Origin of the sequence: Hymenobacter jeollabukensis, from assembly GCF_005771675.1 — a bacterium.
GTDB classification, from domain to species: domain Bacteria; phylum Bacteroidota; class Bacteroidia; order Cytophagales; family Hymenobacteraceae; genus Solirubrum; species Solirubrum jeollabukense.
The window spans coordinates 715738-741097 of record NZ_VAJM01000002.1; the positions used below are offsets into that span (position 1 = coordinate 715738).

The window sequence follows — 25360 nt, forward strand, 5'->3', positions numbered from 1 at the left end:
GCCGCGCTGACTAACGCCGTACCCCGTGCCTTGACTTATGTGTTGGAGCGCTTCAATCCCGATGACCCTGTAGTACAGCGGCGACGCGGGCGCCGCCGTACTACAGGGTCATCGGGATTGAAACCAACGTTTTCTATGAGCGGCTGACTGGGCCAACGTGCGCCAACAGCGTGACTACGTTGCCTTGCGTAAGACGCTGCCCTTAGCCCAGCGAGGCCTGGGGCAGGTCCGCAACCATCCGTGTGCACAGGCAACTGCCGGGTACCCGCCTCGTGGCTGCGCACCAGCCCGGCCAGGAATTCGGAAAAAGAACTACCCCTACTTTTTCAGCGCGGGGTCAATCACATTGGCATCGAACTCTTCGTTGAGCCGCTTGTAGAGCGGCGTGGGCTCGACCGTCACAATCAGCTCCAGAGTGGGACCGATAACCAGCTCCAGCAGGTGGCCGCCGCGCACGCTGCCGTCGGCCGCGGCCAGGTTCAGGTGCGAGTGCGGGGCCGGCTGCCCGTTGAGCACGGCAATGTCGCCCGTCAAGGACGTGACCTCGCAGGGTTCGGTTATCGAAATGACTTTGAATTGCTTGCGGCCGTAGTCATACACGCCAATCTTCGCCGACAGCGCATCCCCAATGGCCTGGTAGTGCGCGCTTTTGACGTTGTAGGTGCGGGCAAATTCCGTCAGGCCCGACATGACTTCGTCGTTTTTGGCGAAGACCAGCACGTAGGTTTTCGTCTGGCCGTTAGTGCTCAGCAGCTTGACCTGCATGCCCGGAGCCTTGCCGGCTTGCACGGGTTTGCCCTTCGCGGGCGACACGTATTCCTGGGCCTGAGCCGCGTAGCCAGTGCTGGCAACGAGCACAGCAGCGGCAAGGAGTTGTTTAACTCGACAAATGGTCATGGTGGTTGGTTATGTACTGGTGAAAGGCTGATGCATGCGGCCTGGCGTTGAGGCTCAGCCTACTTCAGCTTCAGCCGGACTACCTGGTAAGGCCGCTTGGTTAGGTTCTGCCCGTTGTTGAACCAGGGCATGTTCTGAATCTGCGAGCAGGAGATGTACAGGTAGCCGTCGGGGCTCACGCTGTAGCTGTCGGGCCAGCTCAGCGTGGTGGGGTCGGTAACCAGCGTGGTCACCTTCTTGTCGGGACCGATTCTAACGATACTGGACTTCTCCAGGTCGCCCAGGTAGAGGTTGCTGGCCGCGTCGAACTCCATGCCATCGGTGGTCACAAAATTGCCCAGGTCTTCGACGCGCTGCTCGACCTGCTGCTCCGAAGCCTTGAAGTCGCGCAACACTGCGGTGCTTACCCGGTACAGCTTATTGTCGGTGAGGGGCTTATAGTACAGCCACGCTTTGTCGGGCGTGAGGGCAATGCCGTCGGAATTGATTTTGACCGGGCCCTGGGCGTTGGCCAACTCTTTACCGTTCATTTTGAAATGATAAGTCGTATCCGACTGGGTGGAATAATGCGACTGCAGCACCCGGCGGGCCGCCCCGGTAGCCAGGTTGAGCACCACGATACCGCCCTTGCTGGAGCTGGTGAGGTAGGCAAAGCCGTGCTGGTTGTCCACCCGGATGTCGTTGAGGTAGCTGTCGGCGCCGGCCACCGCCTCCGGGAAGCGGTAGATGCGCTTCACCTGATTGGTTTTCAAGTCAATCTGCACCACCTTATTGCTTTTCTGGTACACCTTGCCCAGCCCGATGCCGGCCGGGTCTACCACCCAGAGTGAGCCGTGGTCGTCGGCCACCACGGCCTGCACGCACACGAATTTATTGGTGCCGTCGTCGCCCTTTTTGAAGCTGTTCCAGGCCGCGTCGGGATAAGGCCTGGCCTGGCCATCGGAGCCGATTTCCAGGAGCGAATAGCTGTGCTTATCCAGCCAATACGGATAATTGACGAACACGCGGCCATCGGCCGCGGCGGCTACGCCCGTCAGCTGGTAGGTGCTATCGGCGAAAACGGGCTCCAGCGCGGACGTGGCCGCGGCGGGCGTTTCGGCCGGTTGGGCGGCGGGCGGCTGGGCGGTGGAGTGGTCGGTGCCGCAGGCGTCGGCCAGCAGGGCCAAGGCCAGCCCGACGTAGATGAGTGGGTTACGCATGATGAAGTAAGTGTTTATTTGCCCGGCCCGGCCGAGTAGGTGTCGGTGCCGTCAATCCAGTCCTGGCGACGCGGGGTGAAGAAGTCCACGTCGACGGTGCCGTCTTCGAGGGCCTCGAACCGATGCGGCACGTTGGACGGGATGATGAGTCCTTCGCCGGCCTTCACCAGGTAGGTTTGGCCTTCGATGCTCACCCGCACGCTGCCCTGCAGGATAAGCGAGTACTGCTCATTCGGGTGCTGGTGCCGCGGAATGACGGCCCCTTTCCGGTACACCAGGCAGCCAATGGTGCCCGCCCGCCCCGACACCATGCTGCGGGTAGTAAGGGCATTCACGGCGCGGGTGGACAGGCTGGCGAAGGCAAAATGCTGCACCGGCGGCGTAGCCCGCGCAGAAACCTGGTGAAACGTATAGCCGCTGAGCAAGCCCACGGCGACGCCCGTAAGCGCGGTAATCCAAAGCTGTGATTTCATAACTGCTTACGAATCAATTTTACAGCACCACGACGACCTTACCCTGAGTTTTGCCGCTTTCCACCAGGCGTAGCGCCTCGGTCAGCTCAGCAAAGGGCAGCGCCTGCGACACGTGCGCCCGCAGGCGGCCATCGGCCAGGCGCTCGGCGAGGCGCTGCATATCGGTGCCATCGGAGCTGACCAGGAAGAAGTAGCCGTGGATGCCCTTGGCGGCGGCCCGCTCGGTGATGTCGGGGCTCAAGCCGCTGGGGATACTGATGAGCGTGCCGCCCGGCTTCACCACGTCCAGGGAACGGACCATGTTGTCGCCGCCAATGGCATCGAGCACCATGTCAACGGGTTGCACCGCGTCTTCAAACCGCACCTGGGTGTAATCCACGTGCTCATCGGCCCCGAGCGACAAGACAAAGTCTCGTTTGGCGGCCGAGGAGGTACCGATGACGTAGGCCCCCAACTCCTTCGCCAGCTGCACCGCAAAGTGCCCGACCCCGCCCGCGGCGGCGTGAATGAGCACGCGCTGGCCCGGCTGCACGTGGGCCTTGGTCACCAGGGCCTGCCAGGCGGTGAGGGCCGCCAGCGTGGTGGCAGCGGCTTCTTCGTGGCTGATGCTGGCGGGTTTGCGGGCCAGGTGAGCGGCGGGGGCGGCCATGTACTCGGCGTAGGCGCGGCCGTGGCCGGGGAAGTTGACCATGCCGAACACCTCGTCGCCGACCTTGAAGTCGGTTACGTCGGCACCCACGGCGCTGACCACGCCCGAAATATCCCAGCCCGGTATCAGCGGCTGCTCGTCTTTGAGGCGGCCGTACACGCCCTTGCCGTAGGTGGTTTTCACGTCGACGGGGTTCAGGCTGATGGCTATTACCTGCACCAGCACCTCAGCCGGGCCGATGGTGGGGGTGGACAAGGTGGTCGTTTGGAGGCTGTCGGGGCCGGTGGTACCCGTGAGCAGGAAGGCGTTCATAGGAAAATGGGTTGGGTGATTGAGCCGCACAAAGGTGCCCGGCGCCGCTACCTGGCCCGCGGTACGAATCGGGGATAATGCGGCACGGAAAGCGGAGCCACGGCGAGCGTTAATGACGGACCGTTCTATCGGCTTCCGCCTGGTCCTTTGGTTTTTAGCCAGCTTCTCAACTGCGGAATGGCTCGGCACCGATGGGCAGCTTGTAGATGAATACCGGCGGCTGAAAGGCGTCCACGCCGCCGTGCAGGCGGGCAAGGCGGTTGAGCTGCGCGGCCGGAATCCACAGGTTGCCGTGGTTATCAATCCATAGGGCATCGGGCCAGAGCAGGTGCTTGTCTTCGAGCAGCGTGGTGGCCTGGGCGTCGGGCGTGATTTTGAGGATGCGCTGGTGGTTGGCGTCCGCCACGTAGAGGTTGCCCGCAGCGTCGATGGCCGTGCCGCCCGTGCTGGGCGTGTCGAAGAACAGCTGCACGTGCCGGCTTAGCTCGGCGGCGGGCAGCTGCGGGTTGAGCAGGTAGCGCGTCTCAATGCGGTAAAGGGGGCCGGAGGCAGTCTGGAAGTAGAGAAGCCGGCCGTCGGGCGACACTTCGAGCTGGTCGGCGTGCACCCGCACGGGCTGGCCGGCGGGGGTGGTAAGCGCGGTGCCCTCCGCGTAGAGGGGGCGCCGGGCGGTGGTGCTGGCATCGTTTTCCAGTACGCGGCGGCCCCGGCCCGTTTGCTTATCCAGTACGATAAGGGCCGGCACCCCGGCATCGGTGAGGTAAATGGTGTTGCCGGCCAGGCGCAGGTCGTCTACGAAGCTGTTGGGTTTCAGCACGTCGGTCAGCGGCAGGGTGCGCACTACCTGGTTGGTTTGCAGGTCGATGGCCACCAGCTTGGGGCCGCCGGGCAGGACGGGGCCGCCCATCTGGGCCGTGCCGGTGTCCACCACCCACAGCAGACCATCGGGGCCGATGCGGAGTGAATTGGCCCGCACAAACTTGCCGGCGGTGGGCGCGCCGGGCTGCCAGTCGTTCCAGGCAGCGCTGGGGTAAGGCTCGGGCTGGCCGTTGCGCAGCTCGGCAATGCGGGGGCCTGCTTCGCCAGCCGGGCGCGGGTAGAGCACAAACGCCCGCCCGGCGTCGCTGACCACAATGCCCACCCAGGGCGTCGGACCCTGGTATACCGCTTCGAGCGGCCCTACGGTCGGGTGGGCCGCCGGCGTCTGCTCCGTGTTTCTTTCCATGGAAGTCGACGTGTTCGAGGTGCAGGCGCTGAGCAGCAGTCCGAGCAAAATGCTTTTTAGCAGGGTTTGGCGCGGGGCGTTCATGGCTTTACCACGCCGATCTGCTGCTGGAAAGACAGGTTGTCTTCCAGGTGCCAGTCCTCGTAAATCTTGCCGTCGCGGATGTGCAGGATGTCGATGGCAATGAAGCGAATGGCTTTGCCCGAGGCCGGGTGCGATCCAAACGGCCCGGTATTGTGGCCCGTGAACAGCAGCCGGGCCACCACCTTGTCGTTGGCCAGCACCACGTCTTCCAACGTGCATTCAGGTCGGGTACGGCCATCAGAAAGCCTTTGGAAGCGGCTTGCAGGCCCGGCAGCCCCTGGGGCCGGCCCAGCGGCAAGGTGTTGTCCTTGAAATCGGGGCTGACGGCGGCGCGGGCATAGCGCACGTCGCCCGTGTTCCAGAAAGTGTAGAATAGGCGGGCCGTGCGCAGCAGCTGCGCGGCCTGCGCATCGGTGAGGCTGCTGGCCCACGTCACGAGTTTGGGGGCCGTGATGGGAGCCAGCGGCAGGTTCGATTGGGCGGGGGCGGCCGGCCCGCCGGCGCCCAGCAGCGCCAGGCCGGCCAAAAGCGGAAGCAGTTTCATGGCAGGAAAAGGTTGATTGGACGGCACAAAGGTGCCTGCCCCTGCTACCTAGCCTGCGGTACGAATCGGGGATAATGCGGCACGGAAAGGAGGCGCTCCGGGTGAGCTATTGCTGCTGGTTCTGCTTCCGAAGCCTACACCACTAATCATACCCTGGCTCTTGCGCTTGCTGCAAAAGAGCCCTTAGCTGACTGTATATGGCCTTTTGAGGCCCAAGCCTGCGCTCAAAGGCCACCTGCTGCCCGGCCGGCGCCAATGTGCCCGCCGGGAGTGGTTGGATTTTCTCCGGCACTGTCCTCGCGGACAAGCTCACGCCGACGCGTACGCGTTGTTAAGCTACCAGCGGCACGCTGGCCGGCGCGGCGGCTGATTTCAGCTGGCAGAACTGGCCGCGCTGCTTGAATTGCTGCGCGGTGTAGCCGTAGTGCTTTTTAAAGGTGCGGGCAAAGTGGCTGGTGTCGGTAAAACCCAGCTCAAACGCAATTTCCTTGACCGAGTGGTCGGAGTGCAGCAGGCGGGATTCGGCCACCTTGAGCCGCGACTTCGTAATGTAGGCTTGCAGCGACTCGCCGGCGTGCTGCCGGAAATACTCGCCGAAATACGACGGCGCCACGCCCGTGCGGGCCGCCAGCGCGGCAATGCTCAGCTGCTCCGGCTGAAACAGATGGTGCTGAACGTGGTTGAGCACTTCCACGAAGCGGCGGGGCGCGCTGCCGGGTGCAGCCAGTAGCGCCGCTTCCACGTGGCGCGCCAGCAGGTTCAGCACCGTCACCAGCGTGCTTTGGATGAGGGAGGACGAAAAGGTGTCGCCCTTGGCGTATTCAGCCCGGATCAGGTGCAGGCATTGAACCAGGTGGTGCTTGTCCTGCGGGTCCGCAATCAGGTCGCCGGGCACCTGGTTGTAGTTAATCAGGATGTAGGAGAGCTGCTGAAACCAGGCCTGAAAGTCGGCTTCGGCTGGGCTGTTGCGGGCAAATACTTGGTGCGTAAAGCGCAGAAACACGAACCGCGTCGGGGTGCTGATCTGAAACGAATGGCAGTCGAGCGGCGGCAGCAGGAACACGTTGCCGGCTTCGTACGCTATATGCTGGTGGTTTATGCACTGCCGGCCCGCGCCGGCCTCGATAAACACCAGCTCGAAGAAGTTGTGCTGGTGCGGCCGGGCCACCCACTGCGTCAGCTCTTCTACGGTAATTTCAAACGGGGCGTGCGACTGTTGGATGTGCATAGCGTTGGGGTGTTATCGTCCGCAATAAGGCGCAAGGATGAAATTTTGTTTTCCCGGCCGGGTGGTCCATCTATCCGGCCGGCAGCTGGCCGCTACCTTTGAATAACGCAACCTCCGCCCCATGAAAACGGCATCCCTGGACGAGTTTTACCACAAGCTGGCGGCGCTGGCCGGAACCGACCCGAGCGGCCTGCTGCCCAGCGGCATTCAGCGGGAAATCGGGCATTTCAACGTCTTCAACCTCGAGGACCTACTGCGCCACGTGCGCGAGAAGCCCACCATGCCCTTCGACCGCCGGGCCTACTACAAAATCAGCCTGATTACGGGCCGAAGCCGGGCCGAATACGCCGACAAGGTCATTGCCATCGACCAGCAGGCCCTGCTGTTTGCCACGCCCAAAGTACCCTACCACTGGGTGCCCGACGACCTGAACCAGGTGGGCCTGTCGTGCGTGTTTACGGCCGATTTTATGCTGCCGGCCAAGAGCGGCGCGGTGCTCGACGAGCTGCCCATCTTCCGGGCGGGCGGCTACCCGGTCTTCCAAGTATCGGCCGCGGAGCACGCCGAGCTGCGGGCCATTTTCCAGAAGATGCAGCAAACCATCGGCTCCGAGTACGCCTATAAGTACGACCTGCTGCGCACCTACGTGCTGGAGCTGATTCATTTTGGGCAGCGCTTGCAGCCGGCCCCGGCCGAGCACCCCATGCTCAACGCTTCGGCGCGCGTCAGCTCCCTATTTATCGAATTGCTGGAGCGGCAGTTTCCCGTCAGCACGCCCCAACAGCGGCTGCAGCTGCGCACGGCCGGGGAGTTTGCCGACCGGCTGGCCGTGCACGTCAACCACCTGAACCGGGTGCTGAAGGAAACCACCGGCCGAACTACCACCGACCTCATTGCCGGCCGCCTGCTGCAGGAAGCCAAAACCCTGCTGCAGGAAACCAACTGGACGGTGTCGGAAATTGCCGACTGCCTCGGCTTCGCGGAAGTGGCGCATTTTTCCCATTTTTTCAAGCGCCACACGTCCCTCTCGCCCCTAGCTTTCCGCGCCTGAAGCGGATTGTTTGATGCAGACAAATAATGGGTTGGCCGGCGCAAACGGGGCCTGAGCCGGCCGCCGGAGCTTTGTGGGGTCAAGTAACAATCCCCTCATTGTCATGAGCAACACTGTGTTTATCACCGGCGCATCGTCCGGTTTTGGCCGGGCCACCGCCCGTTATTTTGCCGCGCAAGGCTGGAACGTCGTCGCCACCATGCGCACCCCGGAGCAGGAAACCGAGCTGACCCAGCTGCCCAACGTGCTGGTCACCCAGCTCGACGTGGAGCGGCCGGCTACCATTGCCGCGGCCGTGGCCGCCGGGCTGGCGCGGTTCGGCCAGCTCGACGTGCTGGTCAACAACGCCGGCTTCGGCACCTTCGGCATCTTCGAATCGGCTTCCGCGGTGCAAATCCGGCGGCAGTTCGACGTGAACGTGTTCGGCCTGATGGCCGTGACGCAGGCCGTGCTGCCGCATTTGCGGGCGCAGCACCGCGGCACGGTCATCAATGTTTCATCCTTTGGCGGGCGCGTAGCGGTACCCGTGGGCAGCCTCTATAACGCCTCCAAGTTTGCGGTGGAGGGCTTTTCGGAGTCGCTGTCCTACGAGCTGGCGGCGCTGGGCGTGGGCGTCAAAATCATCGAGCCCGGCGGCGTCGCCACCAATTTCGGCAGCACCTCGGCCGAAGTCATTCAGAGCAATCTGCCCGAGTACGCACCCGTCACCAGCACGTTCCGCACGCACTATGCGCAAGCCACCGGGCACCTGCCGCGCAGCACCGCCGAGGATGTGGCCCGGGTCATTTACCAGGCGGCCACCGACGGCACTTCGCAGCTGCGCTACGTGGTCGGGGCCGATGCCGCGCACTACCTGCAAGCCCGGCAAACGGCTTCCGACCAGGAGTATCTGGCCATCATGCGCGGCTACTTCCCCTATTTCGCGGCTGAGTAGCGGCGCGAGCTTGGCGGTTCGCGTCCGCTGGCGAGCATCCACCCGGACGCGAACCACCAAGCTCGTCGCACTATTGCTCGCTCCGCCCCGACGTCATTCTGTATCACAACTTCCTCCTTTTGTATCAGCCTCCCGCCGGGGCCTTGCCGGAATTTTGTGTCATCACTTCACCCCTACAACAGAGATGGCAAAGACAATCTTCATTACCGGCGCTTCCCGCGGATTCGGGAAAATTTGGGCCGAAGCTTTTTTGAAACGCGGCGACAACGTAGTAGCCACGTCCCGCAACGTAGCCGGGCTGCAAGACCTGGTCGACACCTACAGCGCGGCCTTCCTGCCGCTGGCCCTCGACATCACCAACCGCGCCCAGAGCCTGGCCGCCGTGCAACAGGCCAAAGAGCACTTTGGCACGCTCGATGTGGTCATTAACAACGCGGGCTACGGCGTATTCGGGGCCGTGGAAGAAATCAGCGAGCAGGAAGCCCGCGACATCATCGACGCCAACTTGCTGGGCACGCTCTGGGTGACGCAGGCGGCGCTGCCCATCTTCCGGGCGCAGGGCCACGGGCATATTATCCAGCTGTCGAGCATTCTGGGCATCAATACGGCCCAGACGCTGGGCCTGTACAGCGCCACCAAGTTTGCGGTGGAGGGCCTAAGCGAGGCGCTGGCGCTGGAGGTAAAGGACCTCGGTATTCACGTCACGCTGGTGGAGCCTAATGGCTTCAAAACGGACTTCGGCGGCAGCTCGGCCGTGCAAAGCCAGCCCATTGCGGCCTACGACAAGGTGAAAGAGGCGCTGTGGGCCATTCCCAGCTTCGTCCCCGATAACTACGGCGACCCGCTGACGACCGTGCCGGCCATCCTCCAACTAATTGATTCCGAGAAGCCGCCGCTGCGCCTGTTTCTGGGCCGCGACGCTTACCCCTGGGCGCAGCAGGTCTACGGCGAGCGGCTGGCCAACTGGGCCGCGTGGCAGGACGTGGCCGTGGCGGCCCACGGCTAATACCCGTGCTCCACTCCCGTGAAAACGGCCCCCGTTCCTGGGTAGAGCGGGGGCCGTTTGGGGTATATTCATCCGGCCATAGCTTACTTGCCCCCCCATGAAGCATTTCACCAGCATCGGCGAATTCCACCGCATCAGCGGCTATGAGCCGGCCGAGCACCCGCTGCTGAGTTTGTTGACCTGCCAGGAACTGACGCACTGCTCCTTCGGCAGCAGCCCGATTACCACGGACTTCTACATGATTAGTCTGAAGAAAATCAAGGCGGGCAACTTTCTCTACGGCAAAACCACATATGACCACGACGCCGGCTCCCTCTCCTTCGTGAAGCCCCGGCAGGTGATGGCAATCAACGACATCGAACTGACCGAAAAAGCCTTCGTGCTCTTCATGCACGAAGACTATCTGCTCGGCCACCCGCTGCACGCCGAGATAAAAAAGTACGGCTTCTTCGACTACGAAGCCAACGAGGCGCTGCACCTGTCCCCGCGCGAGGAGCAGATTATGTGGGGCTTGTACTACCAGATGGACTTCGAATACCGCAACAATCCGGATGAGTACAGCCGCGACATTATCCTAACGCACCTGGCTTCCCTACTGAAATATTCGCAGCGCTTCTACAAGCGCCAGTTCCTCAACCGCAGCCCCCTGTCGGGCACCACGGCCTCGCGCTTTACGGACCTGCTGACGGCTTATTTTGAGGATGGCCTGCTGCAAACCAAAGGCCTGCCCACCGTGAAATACCTGGCCGAGAAGCTGCACACCTCGCCGCGCTACCTCACCGATTTGCTGCGGCAGGAAACCGGCAAAACGGCTCTCGACCACATTCACCTGTTCCTGCTGGGCGAGGCCAAAAACCTGCTCATCAGCACCGACAACACCATTGCCCAAACGGCCTACCAGCTCGGGTTTGAAAACCCGCCCTATTTCTCCCGGCTCTTCAAGAAGGAAGTCGGCCTGACGCCGCACGAGTACCGGGCGCAGTTCCTGAACTGAGTGGTCCAGGCGCTTACGCGCTTAGTCGAGTGCTATGGCCTCCCCGCGCAGCTGCGCACCGACAACGGCCTTGAATTTATTAGCACCAAACAGAGCGAATGGTGTGAATAATGGGGTCTTACTCTGCACTGGATTCCACTCGGCAAGCCGACGCCGAATGCGTATATCGAACGCTCCAACGGGGCATTTCGCCGCGAACTGCTCGACGCCTATCTCTTTCGCTCGCTGGCCCATGTGCGCCAACTCGTCGACAAGTGGCGGCACGACTATAATACGCAACAGCCTCACCAGGCCTAGAATTTCAGCCCCCTCAATTTAAACAAGCGGCATAATCTGTGTCTACCACTGTCTTATCTAATGGGTAAGCGTACACAACAAGATAGGATAATACCTTAAAGGACAGCTAGCTAGATGTAGAGGAGAGCAATCCGTTTTCCAAGAGCAGCCCCAACGTCGCCAGCCGGCTGAAAGAGATTATTCAGTTGTTGAGCGCAGTTGACGCAAATCGATACCCTGGAACTAAGCAGTCCCTTCACTCAGCTGAACTGGAAAGACATTAATTGAAACGGCCGTTTTCTTGTACAACTCATCTGTTAACTGAACCGCAAGTCCGACCTAGCTCAGCAGGCTGGATTTGGTTCAGTAAACTTGTACAGGAATCAAAGTACAGGAATGCCTACCTTGGCGTTGATTAACCTGTACAAGTCCGTATGAAAATCGGCTACGCCCGCGTCTCCACCCGCGACCAGAACCTGGAGCTCCAGCTTGACGCCTTGACCCAGGCCGGGTGCGAGGTCATCTACCAGGAGAAAGCCTCCGGTTCCTCGGCTGCCCGGCCCGAGCTGGACAAGATGCTTGGGCAGCTGCGCCAGGGCGACGCGGTCTACATCTACAAGCTCGACCGGCTGGGCCGCTCGCTCAAGCACCTCCTGGAGTTGGTGGGTGAGCTGCAGCAGCGCGGCGTCGGGCTGGTCTCCTTGACTGACGCGATCAATACCACCTCCGCCCAGGGCCGGCTCGTGTTTAACCTCTTTGCCTCGCTGGCGGAATTCGAGCGCGAGCTCATCCGCGAGCGCACCCACGCCGGGCTGGCGGCCGCCCGGGCCCGCGGCCGGGTGGGCGGCCGGCGGCGGGGGCTATCGGAAGAAGCGGAGCGCACGGCCATCGTAGCCGAGACGCTTTATCGCGAGCAGAAGCTTGGGGTGAACGAAATTGCCCAGCGTCTGCGCATCTCCAAGGTCACGCTTTATAAATACCTGCGCCACCGCGGCGTGGTCATCCACGGCCACCGCACCACGCCCGCCAGTGGCTAACCGTACTTGGGGCGTGCCTAGTAAAAACAGGCAGAGGCATTTCTTGCCGCTGCCTGTACACCAGCATAATTAAAGCCTTGCTGAGGATCCTTGTGGCAGCACCGTTGGTTTAGGTGCACTTTATCATTCCACGAACAAGCGCTTGGAAGCAGTGCCCGCCCGCACGATATAAAGACCCGTAGGCAAGCCGCGTAAGTCGAGTACCGCTTCCTGAGTTGGTTTAAGGGGCGCATGCGTGCGCACAGGTCGTCCTAACATGTCCAGCAAGCTGATGGGCACATTGGAAGCGCCGCGGATGCGCACGGAGTGCTGTGCTGGATTAGGCCACACTGATAATGGCTCGGGCGTGGGGGGGCGAGTCGCCAACACCGGCATTTGGGGAGCAGCCACGACCACCGGTACGATGTCGGTGCGGCCAGCGAAGGTTACGCGCAACGAGTCTAGACCGGTAGACAAACCTATTATGTATCTGTTGCGCCGGCCCATCCGGGCCTTGCCACCGCTGCGGAACGTAAACTGCATTCCCGGTTGGCCTAGTACGTTGCGGTCAAGGCCGTCAGAATACGTGCCGAAAACCTGCACGAGGGCGCTGTCGCCTGCGGAGGTATAGGCGAGGCGGGGCTCCAGCCGCACGCGGGTCAAGGTCGCGCGGGTGGTAAGCCCAGTGCCCAGGGTATCGTGTTGCACGAAAACAGAATCGGCGAAGGCGAAGGCAGCCAGCTTGAGCCGGCCCAAACCACCTTTGGGTACCTTGATGTAGGTCGTGCCTCCAGCCCCAGTGATGAGCTTCGAGGTGAGTTCGTCCGTGCCGGTGCCACACACCAGCATGATGCGCGTCACATCTGAACTGGCCGATACCGCTACTTGGATGCTGTCCACGTCGGTCAGCACCGTGTTGCGCGTGGGCGAAGTAATCACGAGCGTGGAAGCGGTTTTCGCGGGAGGGGCTGGTATGGGAGTCGCGGCCCGTGGGAAAACACTGTGTATTGGAACCGGGCGGAAGCCGGCTGTGCTGAAGGACGTACTTCGGCTGTTCGCCTTGAGCAACGTTATCAGTTGGGTCTGCACTACGGAATTGCCGCCCGAGCCGTGCCACTGGCCGGGCGTGTTGTCGGTGTACGCGCCTGTCAAGCCCCCTTGTTGACTATCAAGCCCCACGATGCAATCATTACCGGGGCTTTGAAACATCCTGGCTGAAAGAAAGGTGTTAAAAGCCGCGCTGCTTCGAGGGTACGCCAGGGAGACGAACCCCATGATCACGCCTCCCCAACTGAGGTTGCCATTGATCAACTGCGATACCGGCAGCAAAGGACTCAATTGAAAGGTGGTCGTGGTCGCATGAACGACTACTCCGTGGGTGTTGGGAGCTATGTTGAGGCGGGCGACGCCTGTGCCGGGCGCTAAGCCGCTATAATTCAAGTCGTCCACTGCGCCTTTGGTCGGGTCTTTACCCAAAAACATCAAGTCTTCCACCAAGGCCAAACGTGGTACCGCGGACAGCGAGTTGATGAAATTGGGGATTGGGCTACCGCTGTGCGGGGTGTTGAGGGTGATGAGCTTGTTGATGTCTTGTTGGTAGCTGCTGCTTTGGATGTACTGCCGGGCGAGCAACCCGCCCATACTGTGACCGATCACGTCAATCTTTGATACCGAAATGTTGCGGTCGGCGTACGAGCGGAGCAGCGCGTTTTTGTCGTTGATAATGTAGGGCGCGTTGTGCAAAAAATCGCGGTCGTTGTCGTAGCGGGCATACCGGATATCGCTTTGCTGGCTGTATACGCCATCGGTCACCAACCTTAAGGGTAGATCTGGAAACGCATCGGGTCCGTTCGACCACAGCCCGTGCACCAAGAGCAGCGGGGGGCGCACGGCTTGCACCAAGTACGTGCCCAGCACCGTGCCGGTCCCTTTGTCCACCACCTCCAGGTGCAGGTCTTTGTACCAACCGGTCGCGACCACGAACGAAGGGTGGTAATACATCGCCTCAGCGGCGGTTGCGGTCGTGAGCGTGTCGAGGTAGCCGGCGGCATCAGCCAGAGCGCCGGTGCGGCTGTTGGTCGGGTTTTCTTGCAGGCGCAGCTTGAAATGCGTTCCGGTGCTCCGGGCCACGCTGAAGAGGGTTCCGGCCGCCCCATCGGCGCCTACTTTAATAGCACCAGGAGCTTGGTGGTGCAGGTCGACGCGGGACGTTCGGACGCCTTGCTGCTGCAGATGGTAAGCCGTAAGGACGGGCGCCAGTACACTGAACGGCACGCCATTGCTGAGGCCACCAGGGGTCGTGACCCGGATAGGACCGGTTACCGCCCCACTGGGTACGGTGATGTTGGTGATTTGGGTACCGGCACTGTTGACGGTGAAACCGGCAGTAACTAAGTTAGCTGTATTACCAGTGAAGGCAATAATAGTGGCTTGGCTTAGGTTGCTGCCTGTCAGGGTAATAACTTCACCAATAGTAGCCGAAGCTGGGGTCACCGCAGTCAAGGTAGGGGTAGGGGCAGTCACACTAAACGGAACGCCACTACTAACGCCGTTAGGAGTCGTGACCGTGACGTTTCCGGTCACCGCCCCACTAGGCACGACGATGTTCGTAATCTGCGTACCGGCACTGTTGACAGTGAAACCCGTAGTAACTACGTTGGGGGTACCACCACTGAAAGTGACAGCAGTCGCTTGACTTAGATTACTGCCTGTCAGCGCAATAGATGCGCCAATAGAACCCGAAGAGGGAGTTGCGGCGGTTAGAACAGGGGCATCATCTAAGGTACTCCAACGGCCCCCGTTCCACTGAACCAGGTAAGGCAGCGCACCTGTGAAGCTTCCGCCCACGTAGGACGTGTTACCAACACCCGCGGCCAAGGCGTACACGCTACCGCCGCCCACTATACCCGAGCCCAGAGCACTCCACCCGGTACCGTTCCACTCGGCCACCCGCTCGGCCGGTACTCCCCCAGCCGTGCCAAATCCCCCTATCGCATAGAGATTACCGTTTCGGCCCACGGTGAGGGCGACCGGTACGTCGTTTAAGCCGGTGCCCAACGCGCTCCACGCCGTGCCATTCCACTTGGCGATGTGGTTGGCCGGCCTTCCCCCGGCCATCGTAAAGTTTCCTCCCGCGTACAAGTTGCCGTTTCCATCCAGCGCAAAAGAAGTCGGCAAGTCATTTAGCCCAATGCCCAGGACGCTCCACGCCGTACCGTCCCACTTGGCTATGTTCGCAGCCCCCCCGCCGGGCAAATTAAAATTCCCCCCTGCGTACAGGGTGCCGCTGGCGTCCGCCGCAAGGGCGGACGGTGAGGCTGCATTGCTCAGGGTGCTCCACGCGGTGCCATCCCACTTGCTTATGGGACCTGAGCCGGTCCCTGGGCCCCGCGCTGCGTAGAGGTTACCAAGGCCATCCACGACGAGGGAACACCGGCCAAGGGCGTAAGTCGAGTTCAATCCAGTGCCCAGGCTGCTCCAGCTGCTGCCATTCCACTTGGCTATGTAGTTGGCGGGCACTCCCCCAGCGGAAGTAAAGTCTCCGGCCGCGTAAAGGATACCGCTCGCATCCACAGTCAGGGTTAAGGAATAGGGATAAGGAGACTGGGTCGGCGCACCTAACCCCGAACCCAAGGCACTCCACCTCGTGCCGTCCCATTTGGCTATACGATTGGCCTGTACTCCCCCGGCTGTAGTAAAGCCTCCTCCCGCGTAAAGATTGCCGTTTCCATCCGCCGCTAAAGCGATAACCGGACCGTTCACTCCGTTTCCTTGGAGTACAAAGGGACCCAAATACGCAGCTGATTTACTTTGCTCGCGAAACACCGGCTGGCCTGCCACTGCCATTTCCATGCGGTACCCTACGGTGCTGAACGACCCGCGCACCCCCGCCCGCACCGTGCCGTCGGGGTTCAGGATGGCATCGAGGGTGCCGCAATAGGCCGGGGTAGTCAACAACAAGGCTGCGTAAACTAGGCATGTAGTCAACCACAGGCTCGCCACGCGGCTGTGATAAGGAAGGTGAGCACAGTTGTTCATAGGCCAAGACGCGGGTACCAAGGACCTGGTGTGTAGCGCAATAACTAATGTAAGTAATGTAAGCTTGAATATAGCAGCATTAAATATTCATAATTTATTCACTTGCGCTACAAATAACGGGAGTTGTTGCCGGGCCAAGTATCGGCGAATGAAAGATGGCAGATACCCTGCATCGGCTTGGACTTACAATAACACGGGGCTACCGATGCCCCCTTTCACTGGCGTGTTACTTTTATCAAACGACCGTTTACAAAACGTGACACCCACTTGCGTCACATCTTCCCAGCACCGTTTACAAAACGTGACACCCGCCCAAGCGGGGGCGCCGGGCACAACCGCGCACCGCCACCGCCCCTGGGGGCAGTGCGAATGACGACCAACGGCTGGGCTCTGTAGGTAGCATCTGGTAGTTACCGGCAGCATGTGGTAGATACTGGTAACACCTGGTCGTTACCGGTAGCATGGAGCGCGAAGTGGTACGCCGCTCGGCGCCGACGTACCAGTAGCTGTCGAGTACAGCTCCCAGTAGTACTATGGCTTGCTGGAGCGCCGTCATGTACGGCGTTATTTCCGCTGCTAGTGGTGCTCATTCAGCCTACGGCGGCGGGCCCTTCCCACGCGGGCAAAAACAGCGGGTGTAGACGCGTAAAAAGGACGCGTTTCATACGTGCATTTCCCTTCCGCTACGAGGTGTCTAGAAGGCCCTTGGAGCAACAGCTGAATAGCACGTATAGGGGCCAGTTTTTACTAGGTGTTTTGAAACGCTTAGCAACAGCCCAAAACCCGCTTTCAAGCGAAATGGCCGTGACAATGCATCTCCCGTTTCCGCCCGAAATACCCGTGCGCTGCGCGGCTGTTTTCGCACCGCTGCAAGCGAGGGTAAAAGCGCCTGTGGAGCAGTCGCATAACGGGACGGCCGTGGAGCGACCACAAGACGCGAATTTGCTCGTGCGAAATCGGTGGTGAAACCACTGCTTTTTCACCCGGCCGGAAGCCGCGCGGATGAACCGCGCTTCGGAATGTAACTTTTACAAGCGTGGCGGGCGCATCAGGAGTGCTCCAGCAGCGATAGGAGGCGTGCGTTTACGCCGTTGCGAAGAGTAGGCAGCGCGTACGAGCAATCCCCGAGGCCCACCGCGAGGCCTCCTACAAGGGTTTGGAAAGGAATAGACGGGTTTGTAAGCGTTCCCAAGGGTTTCAACGGGTTTACCGCCTACGACAGCATAGAAACAGAGTAGCGAAGGGTTTGCAAGCGTTCCTAAGGGTTTGTAAGCGATTGGAAGTGTCTACAAGGGCTACCAAGGATCTTTAAGCGTCATGACGGGTGGGCATGGCCACTGGTGCCACGTGGCTTCAGCAGGGGTACTCTAGCCGTCAAACACTCGAAATAGGCCACTATATGTTAGCCAATTACACCTATCCAAGCACACTAGTGGTTTAATCATCGATGCACGACCGTGCTGGACCTACCGCTCGGTAGGTCCAGCACGGTCGTGCATCACGGGTAACCCGTAGCGTTTATTAACGCTCGTTTGTGTAATGTCACAGCACCGTGCGGGCTGAGGTGCATGCTACTGACGAGAACGTCGCGTTAAACACTTGGCATAGGACAGCGCCAGCGTCTGCTGGGCACAGGCCACTCCATGCCGCCCGGACTGGGAGGACAGCAATTCTAATTGCCCCTGATTTAGGGTAATGCATCCAGTGCCCTATGCATAAAGGTATATGGAGGTAAAGAAATTTCTTAGCTATCTGGATTACCGTGATTGTGTTGAGATAGAGCGGAATGGATCTTTTTAACATATGAGTGCAAAGAGACAGGCGGTGTAGCTACTGTTCCAACTAGGTTTGAAAAGCTAGACCGCCTTACAATTGGTACTGTCTGTGACGGCTTAGAGCGTGTTGGGGAATTAGGTGATTCGATTTAGGCAGAGCGTGATGTTGGCCCAGAGAATCCAAGCGGCGTGGCTTTCGAGTAGGTGCTCGTAATCGACCACGAGGCGGCGGAAGCAGTTGAGCCAGGCGAACGTGCGCTCGACGACCCAGCGCTGGGCCACGGGCACAAACCCGCGAGCCGAGGGCGGGCGGCTGGCCAGTTCATGGCGCAGGCCGCGCGCCAGCAGCCCTTCGGCAAAGCGACCGCGGTAGGCTTGGTCGGTGACCACGGCGCGCAGACGCGGGCCCCAGTAGCGGCGTTCGAGCAACAGCGGGGCCGCACCTTGCCCGTCGTGCTGGTGCGCGGCGTGGCTGCGGCAGGCCCACACGCGGCCTCGCGTGTCGACCAGCAGTTGCCGCTTGCGCCCGTTCACGCGTTTGTGCGCGTCCAGCCCTCGCGCTTCATAGATGCGCGGGGCCAGCTTCACGCTTTGGCTATCGAGGCAGAGTACGGCCGGCGTGGGGGCGCGGCCTTCGCGCACGCGCTCGGCCTGCATCAAGCAGCGGTTCAGCCGCGGCAGCGTGCCGTCCTGCTGCCAGCGCCGGTAGTAGTAATACACGGCGGTCCACGGCGGGAAGACGGCCGGCAAACTGCGCCATTGGCAGCCCGTGCGGCACACGTACAGCAGGGCGTTGACCACGTGGCGCAGGCACAAGCGCCGTTTGCGTTGTAGCGGCAGCAGCGGAATCATACCTTGCCACTGCGAGTCAGTAAGGGGTTGAAAGCACTCAACCATAAGGGACCGGAAGCCTAGGAACTCCCGCCCCAACTTACTGGCTCGTTTTCTTTGTACATCAAGATTGATTTGCCAATACTGGCTCTGTATGCTGGAATCTATTCTGCGGCCATTAGTCGGCCTTGATATTGAAGCCGTGTATCTCGTCGGCTCCTTGGGCGGATGGGATGAATGGGTAGAAGGCGGCTCCGACCCGTTTCAACTTCTGCTCGGCCTGAGCGATGAGTGGCTGCTTGACGTGAGAGCAGCCGACGCCGGGGACTACATATGGGTGCAGTTAACCCAGGGCCGGTCGCGGGCACAGGCCCTGGCGGATGCCCGCTCTCCTGGGTTGTGGGGGCCGCACCCGATGCTGGCGGGAGACTATTTGGCTTCCCTTTTGGGACAACGTATTACGCGGGTGCGCTTGGAACGTGATAGTGCTACCTCGGCCCCTCACTTGTCTGCTACCGAAAAGACGCTCCAACTCTTCACCACCCAGCATACCTTCACTGTGTTCAACTATGCGGGCACAGGCTTGTCCACTGATCTAAGCCCAGGTGAGGAGGTTGCGCAAGGGCCTTACTGGACTGATGTAGGCTAACGAGTTAGGGTTGTCGCGCATCGTACCGGATTCCTAAATCCCAACACGCTCTTAGGAGTTGAAGCTCCAGATCACTTAGATGGCTTCTGCAAGCAATGGAAGAACATTCCATAAAATGAAGCAGCCCCACTACTAGTGGGGCTGCTTCATTTTATGCCAGTGTCTGAGATTCTATACTTGGCTATTAGTTGTGGTTAGGCGCTTGCATAGTGCTTACATACGCATTGTAGCTGGCAGCAAATTTTTTGGCAGCCTCATGGTTGCTGAACATAAATACCTCGAAGACGCCACTGTCACTTTTGAATTCCAGCTCGCCATACTGCACAATAGGAATCTGACGGTTCGCTTTGAATCTTCGGTCTGGGGTACCATCCTTATTCACCTTTGCCCATGTCCTTCCAATAACAGTCGCGTCTTGTGGAATGATTTCTTCTTCTAAAAAACGGGTTGATCTAAAGGAGAGCTTCAATTCCGGCAGACTAACCATACCAAAGTTCTGATGGCTATCAAAGAGAATAGCGAAGCCTGGATAAATGTAAATATCGCTCCCATTCTGATTTTTGAAATATAGTGCATCAAAATCCGCGTTTATAAACTCAATATTTTTATGGGATAGCGACGTTATAGTTCGCGTAATTACATGACCAGCGGAAGACTTGTTTTCGAAATTGCGGTTACTTGATGTCTTGTCCCAAATTTTGTGGGACCTTGATAATTCGTCGAAGGACGACTTCAGAGCAGCGTATCGAATTTCAATAGATGCATCTGTAGTGATATCTAATTGAACCTTACAATTCACTAACTGATTAAGTATTTCGTCTAAGTAGTTTGCTTTGTTAGAATAGTCCTCGTCAAATTTTTTGATAAATAGTCCGATCAAAAACAGCTTTGATAGAAGCCTGTTCCGCTTGGCATCCCGAACCTGCTTGGTTACAACTGGCACCTCAACAAGGATTGCCTGTTTCTCTTGGTGGGCAGCTAGAAAGGTTTCCTTTACCTGGGAAAGCTCACTGCTTGTTACAGAGTCTGCGGAACTGCTTTTGATCTCGCCTTCTAGCTGCTTAGGTAGAAAGTAATAAGGAGTATCCTCAAGGTCACTCGCAGAACTAGGGTGCAGAACAGCGGGATTGTACGTGCCTTTGTCCCCAGTAGACCAATCAGCTATTTTGCTTCTGCTAGATAGACCTGTTCCTGGGATACCGGTATTTAGATAGGCCCCTTTTCCATTCAGATTAACATTCAATCCCTTGATGCCTACTGTTGCGCTCAGGCCCTTCGAGCTAATGTTTAGGTAAACTCCAGGGAATAGCTTTTGTCTGCGACGAAATTTGAAGGGCATCGTAACGGATGTTAGAAGTGATAGGGGGTTATGTGCAATAATACACTTATCGCGCAGAAGCGAAAGCGTACATCACAAGATGTAAACAGCGTCGGCCCCACCAGTAGGTGGGGCCGACGCTGTTTATGCGAGCTAGTCAGCTTGTCACGGAGCAATCCAATCAAAGTTGATCAGATGGCTCAAGTTGTCGGTGAGCTTATTGTCTGCGTTAGATCGTAAATACTTGCCAGCACTCGCGTTGACAACGTGTACAGTTTCTCCTATATTCCAGAATGACCGGGTGTAATTCCAGACCCATGTAGTAACCGTATTACCTGGGGTTTCAACCAATGCAATGGCAGCTGTTTTTGATGTTTTAGATGCTTTCGTTGTTCCATCCTGGACTATTTGATGAACAGCATAATGAGTAATTACTCCACCTGCCTTCCAAACGCCAGAAATTCTATATTCTGCCATGTTCTGAGCACTTAAGGGTGAAAGATGTTTTCAATGAACCGAACGATCAACTAGGGATAGGGCCGCCTTATGCTGTGATCTTACGCCGCATCACATAGTGGTACACGTTCTGCCCACCTACCATGATCACGTAGGCGTTCACGAACTCCCAGCCTTCGGCGTTCAGGTAGTTCAACGCGTCGATGATAGAGTTGAAACTCTGCACCTTGCCCTCGGCGTCTTTGTACCGGTTATCGGAGAAGAACTTGCGCTCTTGGCCGTAGTCGATAGCGATGGTCACCTTGGTGCTCATGAACTTCTGCGAGGCCAGCATCATGCAGTATTCTTCGGTGCGCTGGGCAACGCTGGCAGCAGCTGGTGCCGGCGTCGTTTGAGCGAGGGATGCAGTAGCTGCGCTAACCGTTAGCGCAGCCGTGAGTAATAGTGCTTTCATGAATGAAGAAAGGGAATGCAGTAATTTGGTGTAGCTACAGCTAACCAGAAAGCCGCAAAGTACCAGAGTCTACAGCGCATAAGTATTCGTGCTGCCACTAATTTTCATATCCGTGCTACCACGGATTTTTGCTATTGCTACATAGAAGCATTTGCAGTCCAGCTTGTATTTAGTTAGGTTTCGCTACTGCTCTTGACGCCATGCGTCATCCACACCTATTGCTTGTCGCTTGATCTTCTCACCCTCTACCCTTTCCTTCTATGGGACTTTTTGACAAAGTCTTCGGTGGCGCTGCCACGGCCCAGGCCAACCCTTTCACCACGCCCCAGGACGCCTTCTTCGCCGTCCTGTACGCTTGCATGTCGGCTGACGGCAATGTCGACGATGAGGAAATCACCGCCTTGGTATCCCTGGCCCAGCAAAAGGCGCTCTACCGCGGCCACGACATGGTGAGCATCTACCGCCGCGTGGCACCCAAGGTCATCCAGTTCGGCAACCGCCAGGAAGCCGTTGCGCTGGCCGCGTCGCAGGTGCCCGCCGAGTTGCGCCCTACGCTGTTCGCCAACTGCGTAGACTTCGCTGCCTCGGATGGCTTCGTCGGCACGGCCGAGCAGGCCCTGAGCCTGGACCCGCAGCAATGCATGAACATCGTGGAGGTCATCATGATCAAGAACAAAGGCTAACCGCAGCACGCAACAGGGCGCCGCTTTTTTGGAGGCGGCGCCCGTTTTATTGTAATGACTATGGAAACCATAGGCCTACTCACCATCATCTGCGCCGGCCTGGCCGTCGGGCTCTACCTGGTGCTGCAGCGGCTGAAGGCTGCCAAAGCCCAGCACGCACAACTGGCCCAGCAGCACCAAGCCCTCACCGAACGCTTTCGCCCCGTTGTTGACGTCGACGCCGAGAAGCAGCGCGTCCAGCAGCAAACGGCAGAATTCGCTCAGCAGTACCAGCAGCAACAACGGGAAGTGAGCGCCCTCAACGCCCAGGCGGCCGGGCTGCGTTTGGAGTTGCAATCCCTAGAGCTGATGGCCGATTTGCAGTCCTTCGGCCTCTACAAGCCCCGCTACGACTTCGGCAGCTCTACCCAGTACCAGCAGAAGCTCGACGACGTCTACGCCAAGCAGAAGAAGCTCATCACCGACAAGAAAGCGGCCACTTGCGCCATCGAGTGGACGGTGAACGGGAGCAAGGTGGAGGGCAAAAAGCAAATCACCCAGACCTTGAAACTAGTGCTGCGGGCCTTCAACGGCGAGTGTGACGCGGCCATCTCCAAGGTCAAGTACAACAACGTGACCGTGATGGAGACGCGCATCCGCAAAGCCTACGAGGCCATCAACAAGACGGTGGAAACGCAGCGCTGCACGATTGCCCGCGGCTACCTAGACTTACGCCTGCAGGAGCTGTACCTCTGCCACGAGTACCAAGAAAAGGTACAGGCTGAGAAAGAGCTGCAACGCCAGATACGCGAGCAGATGCGCGAAGAAGAGCTGGCCCAGCGTGAGCTGGAGAAAGCGCGCCTCGATGCCGAAAAGGAAGAGAAGCGCTACGCCGATGCCCTGCGCAAAGCCCAGCAAGAGGTAGCTCAGGCTCAGGGTGACAAGCAACTGAAGCTACTGGCCCAGATCAGCGAACTGCAGGCCAAGCTGACGGCGGCCCAGCAGGTGAAGGAGCGTGCCATTTCCCAAGCCCAGCTGACCCGCTCGGGCCACGTCTATGTCATCTCCAACATCGGCTCCTTCGGTGAAGACGTGTACAAAATCGGCATGACGCGCCGGCTCGAACCCATGGACCGCGTGAAGGAGCTAGGCGACGCCTCCGTGCCGTTCCAGTTCGACGTGCACGCCATCATCTACTGCGACGACGCACCCAAGCTGGAAAATACCCTGCACCGGGTGTTCAACCATCGGCGCTTGAATCGGGTAAATGAGAAGAAGGAGTTTTTCCGCGTCTCGTTGGCTGAGATTGCCGAAGCCGTGAAGGCCAACCACGGCGAGATTGAGTTCCTACACGAAGCAGAGGCAGTAGAGTATCGAAAGACTTTGGCAATGCTCGAAGAAGCAGTTACTCATTAACCGATGGTAGGAGCGCTCATATTTCTGCTGGCGATTATAGTCGCCATTCTCCTGCACCTGATCAAGTCTTTTCAAAAACCATCGGCCAACCACAGTGTAGATACACTTGTCCGTGGCAACTTTAGCCAAGTCGGCCAACGAGGTGGCGTGTATCACTACAATAGTCGCGGCAAGAAGGTCTACCAGAAGCGCCGCTAACACACCGCCAAAACAACATTCATCCAACGTCTTATGGCAGAAATAGAATCATCCCTCGACCACTCATCAGCTGAGCGCCTAGCGGAACTGCTAATGGCAGCAGAAGACTGGTGCATCTTTCGCGTCGACAAGAAGGGCACTCATGTGCATCTAGCCGGTCCTGAATCCATACTACTAGTCGGTGACTTCTTTGCCGGAGCGCCAGACATTCGAAAGGTTGTCATGGATTACGTGCGGGCCAAGACAAAACAGCCTGGCAGCAAATAACATGTACCACAAAAAAGGCCTCCCAGCAATGCGAGGCCTTTTCTTATCACCGCCATGCACGAGTACACCTACGAGTATTCTCATCTGCCAAGTCCACCGAGGATAGTAAAGCCATATTACTGATCACAAAAAAGCCCTTCCTTTCGGGAGGGCTTTTTTGTGATATCTTCTACTCAAGCAGAAGGTCTCTTTCCTTGGCGTCTTTCCAGTCGTTGAGGAAGTCTTGTTCGCTCTTGTAAGTAGTTTCAATTTCCTGGGTCGGAGCATGAATGATATGGACTTCTCCGTTTTGTCTTGCTATCTGTAGGGTGTATTGCTTGTGGGGCTGATACTTACCCATGATACCTTTACCAACGTAAGTAGCTGTAATCTGTTTGCTTTGAGCATTACCCATATGGTTGATTAATTAGGTGGGATGCCTTATACGACCTTCTGTACCTGGAAGTTTAACGACTTGCATCCTCCTGGGGGATGGACACCGGTGCTATGCCCTCGCCTACCTGCCAGCGCAGGGTAAGGGGTCGCACTAGACGAGGAACGCAAAACAACGCTAAGATCATTTGCCCACCAGAAACGGGCTGGTTTGTCTCACCAAGTCAGTACTTCAAGCTCGTATGAGCCGTTGATACAAGATGAACCAAAGCTACACGTCAATCTGACCAGCCTCTGCTTTTTTCGAAAACTGCATTCATGGCGTTTAAACGCACGATTTTTTGAGATGGACCGCTAGTTCAGGACTCGTTAGCGTTGTTTTCCGTTCTTGGTCCAGTGAGACCCCGTACTCAAGGAAAGAAGCAGGAGAACGAGAACCAGCTGCGCGAATTTCGGGCCTTCGCTGAGCGGCTGGGCTTTACTCTCCATAAGGAGTACATTGACGGGGAGAGCGGTGGCACGGCCGACCGGCCTGCTTTCCAGCAGCTGTTTCTCGATGGGTATCAGCGCCGCTTCGATGTAGTGCTGTTCTGAGCCCTGGACCGCTTCAGCCGCGAGGGTGTGACCGAGACGCTCAACTACCTGCAGAAGCTCTACTCTGCTGGCGTGCAATTCAAGAGCTTCACCGGAGGCCAAGGTCTGCCCGATTCGTTCGCTGCAGGCCGTTGCGCCAACTCGGGCGCGAGGCAGGGCCGGTGTTCGTGTCGCTGCGCAAGGGCGAGCGGCTAACCCAAGCGCGGCTTTCCGATAAAAGCGTCAACGCCGTGGTGCAACGCTACTTGGGACCTAGCTACTCCGCCCACTCCCTGCGGGCTTCGTTCGTGACGGTAGCCAAGCTAGCCGGCGCTGATGACAGCGAAATCATGAACCAAACCAAGCACAAGACTTCGGCCATGATCCGGCGCTATTCTCGCCTAGACGATGTGCGGCGACATAATGCTGCTCAGAAGCTGGGATTGTAAGGAAGCGCAGTGAG

General features: G+C 58.7%; 24 protein-coding genes. 11 read left to right on the plus strand and 13 right to left on the minus strand.

Annotated features, from left to right (window positions below; all coding sequences use genetic code 11):
- Nucleotides 1–318 precede the first annotated feature (318 nt).
- The 7 genes from FDY95_RS07075 to FDY95_RS07105 form a co-directional block, all read right to left on the minus strand.
- Nucleotides 319–858: a PPC domain-containing DNA-binding protein gene (locus FDY95_RS07075; RefSeq protein WP_171025564.1), complete on the minus strand. Its 540-nt coding sequence runs from the start codon at nt 856–858 to the stop codon at nt 319–321.
- A 98-nt stretch (nt 859–956) separates the two neighbouring features.
- On the minus strand, nt 957–2096 hold the full coding sequence (locus FDY95_RS07080; RefSeq protein WP_138076072.1) for an L-dopachrome tautomerase-related protein: 1140 nt from the start codon (nt 2094–2096) through the stop codon (nt 957–959).
- 14 nt (nt 2097–2110) lie between these two features.
- Entirely contained in the window at nt 2111–2569 is a 459-nt protein-coding gene (locus tag FDY95_RS26565; protein ID WP_212744861.1) for a cupin domain-containing protein, read from the minus strand.
- Nucleotides 2570–2588: 19 nt separating this feature from the next.
- Nucleotides 2589–3530: an NADP-dependent oxidoreductase gene (locus FDY95_RS07090; RefSeq protein ID WP_138076074.1), complete on the minus strand. Its 942-nt coding sequence runs from the start codon at nt 3528–3530 to the stop codon at nt 2589–2591.
- A gap of 166 nt (nt 3531–3696) precedes the next feature.
- Nucleotides 3697–4755, minus strand: a complete 1059-nt coding sequence (locus FDY95_RS07095) for an L-dopachrome tautomerase-related protein (protein WP_212744862.1) — start codon at nt 4753–4755, stop codon at nt 3697–3699.
- An 80-nt stretch (nt 4756–4835) separates the two neighbouring features.
- Nucleotides 4836–5270, minus strand: a complete 435-nt coding sequence (locus FDY95_RS07100; protein ID WP_212744863.1) for an ester cyclase — start codon at nt 5268–5270, stop codon at nt 4836–4838.
- Between the two features lie 444 nt (nt 5271–5714).
- The gene (locus FDY95_RS07105) at nt 5715–6611 is read right to left on the minus strand and encodes an AraC family transcriptional regulator (protein ID WP_138076078.1); all 897 of its coding nucleotides are present in this window, start codon (nt 6609–6611) and stop codon (nt 5715–5717) included.
- Nucleotides 6612–6732: 121 nt separating this feature from the next.
- On the opposite strand from FDY95_RS07105, the gene FDY95_RS07110 reads away from it, so the two are divergent.
- The 6 genes from FDY95_RS07110 to FDY95_RS07135 all read left to right on the plus strand — a co-directional run bounded on the left by FDY95_RS07110 (nt 6733) and on the right by FDY95_RS07135 (nt 11909).
- Nucleotides 6733–7662, plus strand: a complete 930-nt coding sequence (locus FDY95_RS07110; RefSeq protein WP_138076080.1) for a helix-turn-helix domain-containing protein — start codon at nt 6733–6735, stop codon at nt 7660–7662.
- Between the two features lie 103 nt (nt 7663–7765).
- On the plus strand, nt 7766–8596 hold the full coding sequence (locus FDY95_RS07115) for an SDR family oxidoreductase (RefSeq protein WP_138076082.1): 831 nt from the start codon (nt 7766–7768) through the stop codon (nt 8594–8596).
- Between the two features lie 184 nt (nt 8597–8780).
- Entirely contained in the window at nt 8781–9602 is an 822-nt protein-coding gene (locus FDY95_RS07120; RefSeq protein WP_138076084.1) for an SDR family NAD(P)-dependent oxidoreductase, read from the plus strand.
- Between the two features lie 97 nt (nt 9603–9699).
- Complete coding sequence (locus FDY95_RS07125; protein ID WP_138076086.1) at nt 9700–10596, plus strand: helix-turn-helix domain-containing protein; 897 nt, start codon at nt 9700–9702, stop codon at nt 10594–10596.
- Between the two features lie 123 nt (nt 10597–10719).
- Complete coding sequence (locus tag FDY95_RS27110; protein WP_138076275.1) at nt 10720–10893, plus strand: integrase core domain-containing protein; 174 nt, start codon at nt 10720–10722, stop codon at nt 10891–10893.
- Nucleotides 10894–11306: 413 nt separating this feature from the next.
- Entirely contained in the window at nt 11307–11909 is a 603-nt protein-coding gene (locus FDY95_RS07135) for a recombinase family protein (RefSeq protein WP_138076088.1), read from the plus strand.
- A 123-nt stretch (nt 11910–12032) separates the two neighbouring features.
- Here FDY95_RS07135 and FDY95_RS26240 read toward each other — a convergent pair whose 3' ends face one another.
- Nucleotides 12033–14381, minus strand: coding sequence for a PGAP1-like alpha/beta domain-containing protein (locus tag FDY95_RS26240; protein ID WP_171025565.1), 2349 nt, complete (start codon nt 14379–14381; stop codon nt 12033–12035).
- Nucleotides 14382–17836: 3455 nt separating this feature from the next.
- Nucleotides 17837–18598 carry an IS5 family transposase gene (locus FDY95_RS07145; RefSeq protein ID WP_138076092.1) on the minus strand — a complete coding sequence of 254 codons (762 nt, stop codon included), beginning with the start codon at nt 18596–18598 and terminating at the stop codon, nt 17837–17839.
- 88 nt (nt 18599–18686) lie between these two features.
- Here FDY95_RS07145 and FDY95_RS07150 point away from each other — a divergent pair, with 88 nt between their 5' ends.
- A complete protein-coding gene (locus FDY95_RS07150) occupies nt 18687–19181 on the plus strand; it encodes a hypothetical protein (protein ID WP_138076094.1) in 495 nt (164 codons plus the stop codon).
- Between the two features lie 184 nt (nt 19182–19365).
- On the opposite strand, the gene FDY95_RS07155 is transcribed toward FDY95_RS07150, so the two are convergent.
- The 3 genes from FDY95_RS07155 to FDY95_RS07165 all read right to left on the minus strand — a co-directional run bounded on the left by FDY95_RS07155 (nt 19366) and on the right by FDY95_RS07165 (nt 21409).
- Nucleotides 19366–20520 carry a DUF4236 domain-containing protein gene (locus FDY95_RS07155; RefSeq protein WP_138076096.1) on the minus strand — a complete coding sequence of 385 codons (1155 nt, stop codon included), beginning with the start codon at nt 20518–20520 and terminating at the stop codon, nt 19366–19368.
- Between the two features lie 144 nt (nt 20521–20664).
- Nucleotides 20665–20976: a DUF3892 domain-containing protein gene (locus tag FDY95_RS27115; protein WP_138076098.1), complete on the minus strand. Its 312-nt coding sequence runs from the start codon at nt 20974–20976 to the stop codon at nt 20665–20667.
- A gap of 67 nt (nt 20977–21043) precedes the next feature.
- On the minus strand, nt 21044–21409 hold the full coding sequence (locus tag FDY95_RS07165) for a hypothetical protein (RefSeq protein WP_138076100.1): 366 nt from the start codon (nt 21407–21409) through the stop codon (nt 21044–21046).
- Between the two features lie 260 nt (nt 21410–21669).
- Here FDY95_RS07165 and FDY95_RS07170 point away from each other — a divergent pair, with 260 nt between their 5' ends.
- Both FDY95_RS07170 and FDY95_RS07175 read left to right on the plus strand, forming a co-directional pair.
- Nucleotides 21670–22092 carry a TerB family tellurite resistance protein gene (locus FDY95_RS07170; RefSeq protein WP_138076102.1) on the plus strand — a complete coding sequence of 141 codons (423 nt, stop codon included), beginning with the start codon at nt 21670–21672 and terminating at the stop codon, nt 22090–22092.
- 60 nt (nt 22093–22152) lie between these two features.
- Nucleotides 22153–23487: a DUF4041 domain-containing protein gene (locus FDY95_RS07175; RefSeq protein WP_212744864.1), complete on the plus strand. Its 1335-nt coding sequence runs from the start codon at nt 22153–22155 to the stop codon at nt 23485–23487.
- Nucleotides 23488–24121: 634 nt separating this feature from the next.
- Here the strand turns inward: FDY95_RS07175 and FDY95_RS07180 are convergent.
- Nucleotides 24122–24346 carry a hypothetical protein gene (locus tag FDY95_RS07180; protein ID WP_138076106.1) on the minus strand — a complete coding sequence of 75 codons (225 nt, stop codon included), beginning with the start codon at nt 24344–24346 and terminating at the stop codon, nt 24122–24124.
- A 374-nt stretch (nt 24347–24720) separates the two neighbouring features.
- On the opposite strand from FDY95_RS07180, the gene FDY95_RS07185 reads away from it, so the two are divergent.
- Together FDY95_RS07185 and FDY95_RS07190 are read left to right on the plus strand one after the other, a co-directional pair.
- A complete protein-coding gene (locus FDY95_RS07185; protein WP_171025566.1) occupies nt 24721–24918 on the plus strand; it encodes a recombinase family protein in 198 nt (65 codons plus the stop codon).
- 131 nt (nt 24919–25049) lie between these two features.
- Nucleotides 25050–25346: a site-specific integrase gene (locus FDY95_RS07190; RefSeq protein WP_138076110.1), complete on the plus strand. Its 297-nt coding sequence runs from the start codon at nt 25050–25052 to the stop codon at nt 25344–25346.
- The last annotated feature ends 14 nt before the right edge of the window (nt 25347–25360 follow it).

Excerpts from the sequence above, each read along its gene's own strand:
- FDY95_RS07175 (WP_212744864.1), top strand. The coding sequence starts at position 22,153 with ATGGAAACCATAGGCCTACTCACCATCATCTGCGCCGGCCTGGCCGTC.
- FDY95_RS07135 (WP_138076088.1), top strand. The coding sequence starts at position 11,307 with ATGAAAATCGGCTACGCCCGCGTCTCCACCCGCGACCAGAACCTGGAG.
- FDY95_RS07120 (WP_138076084.1), top strand. The coding sequence starts at position 8,781 with ATGGCAAAGACAATCTTCATTACCGGCGCTTCCCGCGGATTCGGGAAA.
- FDY95_RS07180 (WP_138076106.1), bottom strand. The coding sequence starts at position 24,346 with ATGGGTAATGCTCAAAGCAAACAGATTACAGCTACTTACGTTGGTAAA.
- FDY95_RS07150 (WP_138076094.1), top strand. The coding sequence starts at position 18,687 with ATGCTGGAATCTATTCTGCGGCCATTAGTCGGCCTTGATATTGAAGCC.
- FDY95_RS07165 (WP_138076100.1), bottom strand. The coding sequence starts at position 21,409 with ATGAAAGCACTATTACTCACGGCTGCGCTAACGGTTAGCGCAGCTACT.
- FDY95_RS07155 (WP_138076096.1), bottom strand. The coding sequence starts at position 20,520 with ATGCCCTTCAAATTTCGTCGCAGACAAAAGCTATTCCCTGGAGTTTAC.
- FDY95_RS07105 (WP_138076078.1), bottom strand. The coding sequence starts at position 6,611 with ATGCACATCCAACAGTCGCACGCCCCGTTTGAAATTACCGTAGAAGAG.
- FDY95_RS07115 (WP_138076082.1), top strand. The coding sequence starts at position 7,766 with ATGAGCAACACTGTGTTTATCACCGGCGCATCGTCCGGTTTTGGCCGG.
- FDY95_RS27115 (WP_138076098.1), bottom strand. The coding sequence starts at position 20,976 with ATGGCAGAATATAGAATTTCTGGCGTTTGGAAGGCAGGTGGAGTAATT.
- FDY95_RS07145 (WP_138076092.1), bottom strand. The coding sequence starts at position 18,598 with ATGGTTGAGTGCTTTCAACCCCTTACTGACTCGCAGTGGCAAGGTATG.
- FDY95_RS07125 (WP_138076086.1), top strand. The coding sequence starts at position 9,700 with ATGAAGCATTTCACCAGCATCGGCGAATTCCACCGCATCAGCGGCTAT.
- FDY95_RS07110 (WP_138076080.1), top strand. The coding sequence starts at position 6,733 with ATGAAAACGGCATCCCTGGACGAGTTTTACCACAAGCTGGCGGCGCTG.
- FDY95_RS07080 (WP_138076072.1), bottom strand. The coding sequence starts at position 2,096 with ATGCGTAACCCACTCATCTACGTCGGGCTGGCCTTGGCCCTGCTGGCC.
- FDY95_RS07090 (WP_138076074.1), bottom strand. The coding sequence starts at position 3,530 with ATGAACGCCTTCCTGCTCACGGGTACCACCGGCCCCGACAGCCTCCAA.
- FDY95_RS07095 (WP_212744862.1), bottom strand. The coding sequence starts at position 4,755 with ATGGAAAGAAACACGGAGCAGACGCCGGCGGCCCACCCGACCGTAGGG.
- FDY95_RS07170 (WP_138076102.1), top strand. The coding sequence starts at position 21,670 with ATGGGACTTTTTGACAAAGTCTTCGGTGGCGCTGCCACGGCCCAGGCC.
- FDY95_RS26565 (WP_212744861.1), bottom strand. The coding sequence starts at position 2,569 with ATGAAATCACAGCTTTGGATTACCGCGCTTACGGGCGTCGCCGTGGGC.